This is a genomic window from Clostridium hydrogeniformans DSM 21757 (genome assembly GCF_000686705.1).
Taxonomy (GTDB): Bacteria; Bacillota; Clostridia; order Clostridiales; family Clostridiaceae; genus Clostridium_Z; species Clostridium_Z hydrogeniformans.
Genome location: NZ_KK366004.1, coordinates 34,177 through 46,014, shown reverse-complemented (window position 1 = coordinate 46,014; position 11,838 = coordinate 34,177). Strand labels below are relative to the sequence as shown.

General features: G+C 31.1%; 12 protein-coding genes. All 12 read right to left on the bottom strand.

The genetic code is table 11. From position 1 onward, the window contains the following. Positions 1-72: 72 nt before the first annotated feature. Positions 73-1,152, bottom strand: coding sequence for a pyridoxal phosphate-dependent aminotransferase (locus tag BR69_RS0113400; RefSeq protein WP_027633626.1), 1,080 nt, complete (start codon positions 1,150-1,152; stop codon positions 73-75). 92 nt (positions 1,153-1,244) lie between these two features. Continuing rightward, entirely contained in the window at positions 1,245-2,201 is a 957-nt protein-coding gene (gene cbiB / locus BR69_RS0113395) for an adenosylcobinamide-phosphate synthase CbiB (protein ID WP_027633625.1), read from the bottom strand. A 30-nt stretch (positions 2,202-2,231) separates the two neighbouring features. Next, positions 2,232-3,749, bottom strand: a complete 1,518-nt coding sequence (locus BR69_RS0113390) for a cobyric acid synthase (protein WP_027633624.1) — start codon at positions 3,747-3,749, stop codon at positions 2,232-2,234. Positions 3,750-3,751: 2 nt separating this feature from the next. Next, positions 3,752-4,579, bottom strand: a complete 828-nt coding sequence (locus BR69_RS0113385; RefSeq protein ID WP_027633623.1) for a sirohydrochlorin cobaltochelatase — start codon at positions 4,577-4,579, stop codon at positions 3,752-3,754. 39 nt (positions 4,580-4,618) lie between these two features. Then, on the bottom strand, positions 4,619-5,440 hold the full coding sequence (cobS, locus tag BR69_RS0113380) for an adenosylcobinamide-GDP ribazoletransferase (RefSeq protein ID WP_084315484.1): 822 nt from the start codon (positions 5,438-5,440) through the stop codon (positions 4,619-4,621). Positions 5,441-5,454: 14 nt separating this feature from the next. Next, the gene (gene cobU / locus BR69_RS0113375) at positions 5,455-6,015 is read right to left on the bottom strand and encodes a bifunctional adenosylcobinamide kinase/adenosylcobinamide-phosphate guanylyltransferase (RefSeq protein WP_423219684.1); all 561 of its coding nucleotides are present in this window, start codon (positions 6,013-6,015) and stop codon (positions 5,455-5,457) included. 11 nt (positions 6,016-6,026) lie between these two features. Then, positions 6,027-6,620, bottom strand: a complete 594-nt coding sequence (gene cobC / locus BR69_RS0113370) for an alpha-ribazole phosphatase (RefSeq protein ID WP_027633620.1) — start codon at positions 6,618-6,620, stop codon at positions 6,027-6,029. Positions 6,621-6,623: 3 nt separating this feature from the next. Beyond that, complete coding sequence (hemB, locus tag BR69_RS0113365; RefSeq protein ID WP_027633619.1) at positions 6,624-7,595, bottom strand: porphobilinogen synthase; 972 nt, start codon at positions 7,593-7,595, stop codon at positions 6,624-6,626. Next, positions 7,595-9,064: a uroporphyrinogen-III C-methyltransferase gene (cobA, locus tag BR69_RS0113360; protein WP_027633618.1), complete on the bottom strand. Its 1,470-nt coding sequence runs from the start codon at positions 9,062-9,064 to the stop codon at positions 7,595-7,597. The genes hemB and cobA overlap by 1 nt, the downstream gene beginning before the upstream one ends. A 77-nt stretch (positions 9,065-9,141) precedes the next feature. Next, positions 9,142-10,032, bottom strand: coding sequence for a hydroxymethylbilane synthase (gene hemC / locus BR69_RS0113355; protein ID WP_027633617.1), 891 nt, complete (start codon positions 10,030-10,032; stop codon positions 9,142-9,144). A gap of 18 nt (positions 10,033-10,050) precedes the next feature. Then, positions 10,051-10,662, bottom strand: a complete 612-nt coding sequence (locus BR69_RS0113350; RefSeq protein ID WP_027633616.1) for an NAD(P)-dependent oxidoreductase — start codon at positions 10,660-10,662, stop codon at positions 10,051-10,053. Continuing rightward, positions 10,662-11,738: a nicotinate-nucleotide--dimethylbenzimidazole phosphoribosyltransferase gene (gene cobT, locus BR69_RS0113345; RefSeq protein ID WP_027633615.1), complete on the bottom strand. Its 1,077-nt coding sequence runs from the start codon at positions 11,736-11,738 to the stop codon at positions 10,662-10,664. The genes BR69_RS0113350 and cobT overlap by 1 nt, the downstream gene beginning before the upstream one ends. Positions 11,739-11,838: the final 100 nt, after the last annotated feature.

Genomic DNA, 11,838 nt, shown 5'->3' with positions numbered 1-11,838 from the left:
TTTATTTCTACTTATATTTCTGTAAATACTTTAATCATTTATAAGCTTTGTTAGTTATCTATATAAGCTCTATTACTTTTCTAAAACCTTTTTATTAGGTATATCCTTTAAAATATTAAGAAGAATATTATTTAACTCCCTACTTTTTATAGCAAAACGGACATACTTATTATCAAGTCCCTTAAAGTTTGAAGCTCTTCTTATAAGAACGCCTTTATCAAGGCAGTAATTATAAAGTTCTTCATCCTTCATATCCTTTAACTTACATAGGCAATAATTTGCTCTTGTTTTATAAACCTTATCTATTATAGGAATCTTACTTAACTCTCCTGTAAAGTACTCTCTTTCTTCCTCTACCCACTTAATAGAATCTTTTATATATTCCTCATCATAAAGTACATAATGAGTACAAAGTTCTGCAAAAGAATTTATATTCCAAGGATTTTGCCTCTCTATTATGTATTTTAAAACTTTTTTATTTCTTGTTATCCCATATCCCATTCTTATTCCTGGAACTCCAAAGAACTTTGTTAAGGCTCTTATTATAAATAAGGACTTATAATTTTCTATAAGAGTTATAAGACTTCCATCATAACCATTCATCTCTATAAAGGCTTCATCAATTACTACTATCTTTCCATTGTTTTCACAATAATCAAGAATAGAGATAAATTTTTCTTCCTCTATAACTCCTCCATTAGGATTATTAGGATTTCCCATAACTAACCCATCAGCTTCCTTAAGCTTTTCTAATATGTCTAAATAATCATAGTCCATATCCTCATTTAACTTACTATAAATTACATTTCCACCCCATTTTTCAATGGATAATCCATACTCTGAAAAGGATGGAACAGGTAATACCACTGTTTTTAAATAGGATAATATCATATCTATAATCTCAGAGGCTCCATTACCAAGGACTATATCCTCTGACCTAAGTTTTAAGTTAAAATATTTTTCATTATAATAAATTAAATCCTTTTTAAGACTTCTATATTTTATATCTGGATATCTTTCTATCATTTGAAAGCCTTCATTTATATGCTTTTTAAAGGATTCTGGTACACCTTTTGGGTTTATATTTGAACTAAAATCAATTAAAGCTCTTCCCTTTAATAACCCTTCTGTATATATATCTCCTCCATGGATAAAATCTTTTTCACTCATTTGATCACCTATCCTATCTAAAACCTATACAAGAGAATTTCCCTATACTACACCAAACAGCTCCACTATTGGCATTAAGCCATATAAAACCAGATTAATAATATAAAATAAAAAACTATTAAGATTATTTCTGTTCCATACATAAGAACTATAGATGAATTTATATGATCCTTATTAAGAGGATTTATTTTATCTCCTATGGTAGGTTTATAAATCTTCTCTCCAAAATACACATTAGTTCCACCTAATTGTATTCTTAAAGCTCCTGCAAGTGCCCCTTCTGGGTAGGCACAATTAGGGCTCTTATGATTTTTCCTGTCTCTTATCATTATTTTAAAAGAAGTTAGAAAATCACCTTTTACTATAGGACTTATAATACACATAAGGAATCCTGTAAGTCTTGCAGGTATATAATTAAAAACATCATCTATCTTAGCTGGAAAAAAACCTATAAATCTATATTTTTCATTCATATACCCTAAGGTAGAGTCCATTGTATTAATGCCTTTATACATCATAGCAAGAGGAGCTCCCCCTACCATTGCATATAAAATAGGAGCTATTATTCCATCACTGGTGTTTTCTCCAATGGTTTCTACATCTGCCCTTATGATTTCTTCTTCAGTTAAGTTTTTTGTATCTCTTCCTACTATATAAGAAAGCTTAAGTCTTGCATCTTCAATATCATTATTCTGTAAGGAATAATACACCTTTTTACCTTCTACATGAAGACACTTAGCTGCAATAGTTGTCCATAAAATAAGTATATTAAAACCATGGTATAAAAGTTTATAGGGTTTTAATAAATATAAAATACCATATGGAATTATAAAGGTTACAAAGGCCACTACAACTACTATAAATCCTCCATAGGCCTTTAATCCTCTATTACTCTTTACTATTTCCCTTCCCTTTTTCTCTAAAAATCTAATAAGCTTACCTATATAAATTATGGGATGAGGAAACCCGTAAGGGTCTCCCACTACAAAATCTATAATTACAGCTATGACTAAATCTATAAAAAAAATCATGGATCGTCTCTCCTTAATATAATCTTCCTATTATTTTTTAGGCTCTAACCCTATAATTTCATAGATTTTATTCATATCTAAACTACTTCTAACTATATGAGCTAACTTATCAAGCTCAGCTTCTCTTAGTGCTTCATACTTTCCTGACTTTTTAAGATCTAAGCCCTTTTCCTGTCTTAATTTATTTACTAAGGACTCTCTAAAGGATACTCCATCAAATATTCCATGGATATAAGTACCCATGATATTTCCCTTTTTATTTATTGCCCCATCATCACAGCTTACTGTTTCACCATTTCTGCTTATTATGTGGAAAAGTGGGGTTCCATCTTGTCCATAAGTAGTCTCTCCCATATGAATCTCATATCCATATAAGTCTTCCTTTATGTTATCTATACCTAATATTTCTGCCCCTTTTTCTTTAAGCTCTCCATTAATTCTTGTAGTTATCTTTTCCTCATTAAAAACAGTATGAACGTCTAAAAGACCAAGTCCTTCAGCTTCTTCTACTTTACTTTCTACCCCATAAGGATCTTTAAGAGTTTTTCCAAGGATTTGATATCCTCCACAGATTCCAAGTATGTTTCCATTCTTAGAATAAGCCTTTATTTTTTCATAGAGTCCACTTTCCTTTAAGTAATTTAAATCGCCTATGGTGTTCTTACTTCCTGGTATTACTAAAAGATCTGGATTTTTAAATTCATTTAAGCTAGTTACAAATCTTACTGATACATCTTCCTCATTCTTTAAAGGATCCACATCTGTAAAGTTTGATATATGAGGAAGCATTATAACTGCCACATCTATCTTATCTGTAACTTCCTTATTTATTTCCATCATTGAACCATCTTCATCTTCTAATTGAAGTCTAAAATAAGGTACTACTCCAAGGTTTGAAATCTTTGTAATATCTTCAAGCATATCTATTCCTGGAGTTAGTATATCAATATCCCCTCTAAATTTATTAATTATGGTTCCCTTAATTCTCTTTTTTTCTTCATCGCTTAAAAGCACCATTGTTCCAACTAAGGATGCAAAAACTCCACCTTTGTCTATGTCTCCAACTAAAACCACTGGTGCATCTACAAGTTCTGCCATTCCCATATTAACTATATCTCTATCTCTAAGATTTATTTCTGCTGGACTTCCTGCCCCTTCCATAACTATTACATCAAAGTCTTTCTCTATTTTCTCAAACTCTTCCTTAAGCATTTTAGAGAATTGTGGCTTTAAATTATGATATTCCTTAGCTGAGGAATTACAATATACCTTTCCATTAACAACAACTTGGCATTGTCTATCTGAGGATGGTTTTAAAAGTATTGGATTCATATAAACTTCTGGCTCAAGGCCAGCAGCATAAGCTTGAAGTACCTGTGCTCTTCCCATCTCTTTTCCATCTAAAGTTATATAAGAGTTTAAAGCCATATTTTGAGATTTATAAGGACATACCTTAAGTCCATCTTGCTTAAAAATTCTACAAAGAGCTGCAACTAATACGCTCTTTCCTACAGTAGATCCTGTACCTTGTACCATTATCTTTGCCATAGTTATTTACCACCTTTTTTAGTCTTTCCATGACTAAGTATTTCACCGTCTATTACATCCTTTATATGATTTACATATATGTCTCCAAAGGCATCAATTTCTCCAAGTCCATGAAGATAAGGAGTTGCTTTTATACCCTCATTTTCTAGAAGAGTCTTCCATGAATCTTCTTCATCTGAAGCCATATCGTTCATAGCATGATCTCCACATACTACCATTAAAGGTATTAATGTTACTTCCTTAAGATTTTGTTTCTTAATTCTTTTTAAAACATCCTTAAAGCTTGGATATCCCTCCACTGTACCTACAAATACATTGTCATAGTCTCTATCTTGAAAAACACATTGAATACATCCATATACAGCATTAGCTGAGTGAGCCGTACCATGTCCAAAAAGTACTGCTCCACCTTCTTTTGGAATAATAGATTCTATGGAATCTATAAATATATGATAATCCCTTGGCAGCTCATCTATTCCTTCATAGAAAAATACTGGTCTTCCCACTTCTATATATTTAAAATCTTCCTTAAAAGAATTTACAACTTTTAAAACATAATCGTACTCTTCTCCTGGAATTATATGAAGAGGTTGTACTATAACCTCTTCATAACCTTCTCTTTTCATCTCTTCTAAAGCTTCTTCTGGTGTATTTATATGTATATTATCCCTATTTTTTATTTTTCTTATTATCTTATGAGAAGTAAAAGCCCTCTTTAACTCATATTCCTTAAAATTTTCTTTTATTTTATTCTCTATATTTTCTATTGAATTTTTAAGTGCATCCATATAGCTTGTACCAAAGCTAACTACAAGTATCCCTTTTTTCATTTATTCTCCTCCTAAATAACTTTAATTTCCCTGGAAATCTTAAAATAAAGAGCTGCTTATAATAAGAAATAATCCTATTTCAACAAGTTCATTATTAGCTCCAAGGGTGTCTCCAGTATGTCCTTGTATTGTAATACTACAAAATCTACTAAATAAAAGAGTTATAATTAATCCACTTAAAATAAGTATTAATGCTCCATAATAACCAATTAATATTTTTCCTATAAGAAAAGCTGAAATAAGTGCTCCTACAAATTTTATAGGAGTAGTATTTCCTATATAAAGATTCCCACTTCCCTTTTCCTTAGCTGGTTTTCCTATTAAAAATAATAGTACTGTGAAAGCTCTGGTTATTGAAGGAACTACTATGATTCCATAATCAATACCCTTAACCCCCATATAATATACTCCAAGAATTCTTAAAGTAATATCAAAAATTATAGCTATTACTCCAAAAGCTCCAACTCTACTATCCTTCATAATCTCTATGATTTTATCTTTTCCACCCTTAAAGGAGAAAAATCCATCACAGGTATCAGATAATCCATCTATATGAAGTCCCCCTGTTATGAAGACCATAGAAAGTACAGTAAAGGTTGCGGCTATAATCATAGGAAAATATGCCTTTGTAATTATAAAAACCAAATACTGTATTCCTCCGATTAATGCTCCAACCATTGGAAAATACAAAGTTCCTTTTTTAAAATCCTCCATTTCACAGCTTAATGAAATCTTAAGAGGAAGCCTTGTTATAAACTGAGTTATTAATAAAAAGTTGTTAAAAGGTATTTTATATTTACCTAAAGCTCCTAATAAAAATATGGTACCAAGTATTCCTAAGTCCATGTATAAGTTATTCATTTAAAATCCCATCCTTATCCTTTTATCTTTAAAGGTATGCCACAGGTTACTAAATACACATCATGACTTAAGGATGCTATATATTGATTTACAAAGCCTGCTATATCTCTAAATATTCTTGAAAGTTTATTTTCTGGAACTATTCCAAGTCCTACTTCATTGGTAACTAGTATAAGTTCACGTCCTGTATTTTTAACTTCATCTATTAATAATTTAAATTGAAGTTTTATATACTCTGAAACCTTATCTATTTCCTCTTGAGACAAATTGTCATAATTCATATGTTTCTTAAACATTAAATTAGTTGTCATTATGGTTACACAATCTAAAAGTATATACTTTTCTTTATAAGATTTAATTTTTTCATGTAAATCCTCATAGGCTTCTAAAGTTACCCAGTTAGGATTTCTTCCTTTTATATGCCTATTTACTCTATCTTCCATTTCCCTGTCTGTTATTATAGAGGTAGCTATGTACAGAACATCATCAGTACTACTTAAAAGTTTTTCACTAAATGAGCTTTTTCCACTTCTACTTCCACCTGTAACTAAAGTTATTTTCCCCATGACTTCCACTCCTAATGTATTTAATCTAAATTATTAAAAGGCATAATCGAATCTATATAAAAGTAGTTATTTTCAAATTTAATTTTTGTTACATCTCCATTTCTAGATGCGAATCTCCAATAGTGGTCTAGATTTCCATCTAATATATAACAATATATAGCTCTTATAACTCCTCCATGTGTAGCTATAAGTATATTGTCATATTCCTTATCTTTTATATCCTCAATAAACATTTTTACCCTATTATAAAAGGTTTTAAAGCTTTCACCAGAAGGGGGAGTATACCCCTTCCAGTCCTTCATCCAATTAGTATATTCATCTTTGAAAGCTTCATTTATTTCATTAAAGGTTTTACCTTCGAATATTCCAAAATCTCTTTCATTTAATCTTGAATCTTCTATAATATTTTCTTTATATCCTATGATCTCTAATGTGGTTTTTGCTCTTTTCTTTTCACTACAAAATATGTTATCAAAATTTAATTTACTTAGTACTTTTCTAAGATAAAGAGCTTGATTTCTCCCATTATTGGTTAAATCACAATCAAGAGATCCATAATATGTTTTCTTTAAATTTTCCTCTGTTTCACCATGTCTTACTAAGTAAATATTCATATTTTAAGCCTCTTCTCTAAGCCATTTTGCCATTTCTAAAGAATAATAAGTTATTATTATATCTGCTCCTGCTCTTTTTAATCCAAGAAGCATTTCTGTAGCAATAGCTCTTTCATTAATGTAACCAAGTTGTGCTGCTGCCTTTACCATTGAGTACTCTCCACTTACGTTATATGCTGCAAGAGGCATATTAAATCTATCCTTAGCCATTCTTATAACATCCATAAATGCCATAGCAGGCTTAACCATTACTATATCTGCACCTTCTTCTATATCAAGCTCTATTTCTCTCATAGCTTCATTAGAATTAGCTGGATCCATTTGATAACTCTTTCTATCACCAAATTGTGGTGCTGATCCTGCTGCTTCTCTAAATGGACCATAGAATGCTGAAGCATACTTAGCACTATATGCCATTATAGATACATGCTCATATCCATTTAAATCTAATAAACTTCTTATAGCTCCAACTCTTCCATCCATCATATCTGATGGTGCCACCATGTCTGCTCCTGCCTTTGCATGAGATAAAGCTATCTTAGCTATGTATTCTAAAGATTTATCATTATGAACTCTGTGTCCATCTAATATTCCACAATGTCCATGGCTTGTATATTGACACATACAAACATCAGTCATTACAAATAATTCCTTAGATAACTCTTTTATTCTTCTAACAGCCTTTTGAACTATTCCATTGTCATTAAATGCCTCTGATGCACATTCATCCTTATGGTTTGGTATTCCAAATACCATTATTCCCTTTATTTTTAATTCGTCCATTTCTTTTATAAGATCATCTAACATATCTACAGAATAATGATAGTTTCCAGGAAGAGAACTTATTTCCTTCTTTATATTTTCCCCTTCAACCACAAATATTGGATATACAAAATCTTCTGGTCTTAAATGGTTCTCACGTACCATAGCTCTTATACTAGCATTCTCTCTTAATCTTCTAGGTCTTTTTAACATTAATTATTCCCCCTAATTTCTAATAATTTTTCTATTATTCCCTCTTCAAAATATCTATCGCACACAACACCTGAAAGTCCTTCTTTATCTAATTCTTTTTCAGTTATTGGTCCTATAGCAAGAGATAATTTTTCCTTTAATTTGTCCTTACCTACCATTTCTATCATATTTTTAACAGTAGATGGACTTGTATATAAAACTACATCCACATCATCAAAAGCTCTTTCATTTAAAAGTGGTGGGATTACAGTCTCATAACTATGACAAACAGTAACACTTCTACAAAGCTTTTTAAGCTCTTCTTCTAATAATCTACGACTATCCTTAGCACAAGGTATAAACACCTTATGATTTTCTTGAATTTTACCCTTTAATGCTTCTAATAGACCTTCTTGAGTAAATTCTTCTCCCTTAGTTTTAGCTATTATTCCTCTTTTTCTTAAAGCCTCAAAGGTAGCATTTCCTATTACTGAGAATTCAGCTTTAATATCTCTTATATCAAAGTTTTTCTTTATTAAATAATCAAATAATACATTAACTCCATTTACACTAGTTAAAATTATATGGTCATAATCCTTAATAGTAGTTAAATGATTCTCTAAGGAATTCTCTATTTCTCTTAGTTCTAGAGAAGGTATTTCTGTAACCTCTCCTCCTAGATCTTTTACCTTATTACTTAAAGATTTAGCCTGTTCTTTACTTCTTGTTATACATAGATTTAATCCAAATAGTTCTTTTTTCTCAAACCAGTTAAAACTTTCTCTAAAATTAACTACCTCACCTACCACAATTATGCATGGAGAAGTTAGTCCCTCTTCCTTTATCTTATTTTCTGCCTCTTTTAAGGTAGTAATAACTGTTTTTTGTTTAGAAGTAGTTCCTCTTCTTACAATTCCACAAGGGGTATCTTCACTTTTTCCATACTTTATAAGATTACTACTTATATCCTTAATGTTTTCTACTCCCATTAAAAATATTAATGTTCCAGAAAGCTTTGCTAGGGCTTCATAATTAACCTTAGAGGACACAGAGGTCATTCCTGTTATTACATGAAAGCTTTGAGCTACTCCTCTTTGAGTAACTGGTATTCCTGCATAGGATAAAGCTCCTATGGCAGATGTTATCCCTGGTATTACTTCAAAGTCTATATTTTCCTTTATTAAAGATAGTACCTCTTCTCCACCACGTCCAAATACATAAGGGTCTCCCCCTTTTATTCTTCCTACTATATGCCCTTCCTTTGCAAGCTTTACAAGGGATTCGTTTATCTCTTCTTGAGTTTTGTAATGGCAGCCTGGTTCTTTACCACAATAATATATTTCACATTTTTTGTCTAAATGCTTTAATATATTTCCTCCAATTAATCTGTCATACAAAACAGCAGTACACTTTTCTAAGGACTTTTGAGCTTTTAATGTAAGTAAATCCTCATCCCCAGGGCCCGCTCCTATTATATATACCTTACTCATTTTCCCCCTCCTCAATGTTTATCATCTATTGTTATTTTTCTAGTCAACTACTTAAAATTGTACTATGTCCTAAATAATTATTTTACATAGTTCTCTGCTCTTATTATCTTTTCTGCTAAAGCCTCTCCAAGTTTTATGTTATCCTCTGCATATCCTTCTATATCTTTTTTAATTATTTTATCTCCTATTTTGAAGATTCCAACCATATGAAGTCTATCTTTATCAAGGGTTCCATAAGCGCCTATTACAACATGACACCCACCATTTAGAGTTCTCATAAAGCTTCTTTCCCCTTCTACACAGATTCTAACTTCTTTATTATCTATGGATTCAAAAACCTGAATATTTTCTCCATCTTTTAACGTTTCCACTCCTAAGGCTCCTTGTCCAACTGATGGAACAAAATCATAAGGATCAAAATAATCCTTTATTATACACTCCATACCTAGCCTCTTAAGTCCTGCTGCTGCAAGTATTATTCCATGAAGATTTTCTTTTTCTATTTTACTTATTCTTGTTTGAACATTACCTCTTATAGGTACTATTTCTATATCTGGTCTTAAAAGTCTAAGCTGAGCATCACGCCTTATACTTCCTGTTCCAATTCTAGCTCCCTTTGGTAAATCCTTAAAATTCATTCCGTTCATGGAAATAAAAGCATCCCTTGGATCTTCTCTCTCTGGTATAGCTGTTAACTTAAAATCATCCCCTAAGGCAAAGGGCATATCCTTCATACTATGAACAGCTCCATGGGCTCTTCCATCTAAAAGGGCATATTCTATTTCTTTTGTAAATACACCCTTTCCTCCAATTTTATCTAAGGTTACATCTAATCTTCTATCTCCCTCTGTCTGAAGCTTAACTTTTTCACATTCTATGTTATTATTTTTCTTTTTTATATGTTCTATTACTAAATCTGTCTGAGTAACAGCTAATTTGCTTTTTCTTGTAGCTATTTTTACAGTCAAAGATTCCCCCTCCAATTTCTATGCAAGTATTTCTCCGTATTTTTCTTTAATAATTTCTCTATGCCTTCCTTCTTTAAAATATATCTCAAATTCATCACTTACTAAAAAATCAAGGACATGATTTTTTATTGGATTATCCTTAAGTTTCATCCTTGCAAAATTTATAAATGATATTAATTCATCCTTTTCTTCTATATATTCTAAAAATACCTTAGATATCTTTTTAGATACCTTCGGATTTCCTTCAGTGGTGTTTATAGCTATATTTACTTCCTCACTTTCAACTTGAAAGGGTATTATAAAATTTCCTTCCCTGAAGTTTTTACAGTTTAAATAAAGCTTATGATTATCATTACAATCCTTTATTATCCTATGAAGAGTAGAATCATCACCTATTGCCATTACTATTAAATGTTTATCAAAGATATATTCCTTTTCATATATCCCTTTTATAATATGAAGGTTTTTATCATTAATATCATAAAATCCTTCAATAAAATCCTTAGATAATACAGAAACTATACATCCTCTTTTTAGCAGTGCTTTGGTTTTTATAAGGCCTGCTTTTCCTCCTCCCACAACTAAAGCTCTTATTCCACTCGATATTAAAGCAATATTCGAAAATTTCATCACTTTCCCTCTCTTATATCTACATAATCATCCTTTATGACCCCTGCCTCACTAAAGGATTCCATATTATGTATTGTATATAGGGCGCTTTCAATTATATTAAATGCAAAGGGACATCCTGAACCTTCACCTAATCTCATTCTTAAATTCACCATAGGTTCTAAGTTCATTTCATCCATTATGTACCTAGCTCCTGGTTCTTCTGAAAGATGCGATGGAAAAATGTAATCCCTAACCTTAGAATTTAATCTGTATGCACATAAGGCTGCCACTGAAGATATAAACCCATCAATTACAATAGGAATCTTCATACTAGCTGCTCCTAAAAAGGCTCCACAAAGTCCTGCTATATCAAATCCTCCTACTTTGCTTAAAACATCTATAATATCATCCTTATTAGGCTTGTTCACTTCTATAGATCTTTTTATAACATTTTTCTTATGATTATATTGTTCCCTAGTAAGACCTGATCCCATACCTACTACCATTTCTGAATCAACATCCAGTAGAACACTTAAAACAGCAGCTGATGTGGAGGTATTACCAATGCCCATTTCTCCTGTTCCTAAAAGATCATATCCATTAGATACAAGGTCTTTTGTAACCTCTATACCTGATTCTATAGCTTTTATAGTTTCTTCCCTTGTCATAGCTGATTCTATCATCATATTTCTTGTGCCATATCTTATTTTTTTATTTATAACCTTAGGTAAATTTAAATCCTTTTTAACCCCAAGGTCTACTATGGTTAAATCGCTACCATAATATCTAGAAAGAGCACATACTCCTGTAGTTCCCCTTGTAAAGTTTTCTGTAACTATGGCTGTAACTTCTTGAGGGCATGCTGAAACCTTCTCATCTACTACTCCATTATCTCCACAAATTATTACTATAGATTTTTTATTTATTTTCTTTATTGGTTCTTCTTTCATTCCATAGAGCTTAATTACTATATCCTCTAATATCCCAAGACTTCCTATGGGTTTTGAAAGATTATCAATAAAATTTTTAGCTAAAGCTTCTAAATTTTTATTACTTCCACTTATACTACTTAAGGTTTCATTGAGTAACTTCATAATTTATCCCCCTAAACTTATGGTGTTAAGTTATTTATATGGACTTTTCCTAATTTGTTTATCCTATTATAAAAAATATGCTTATTAGTGAATATATTCA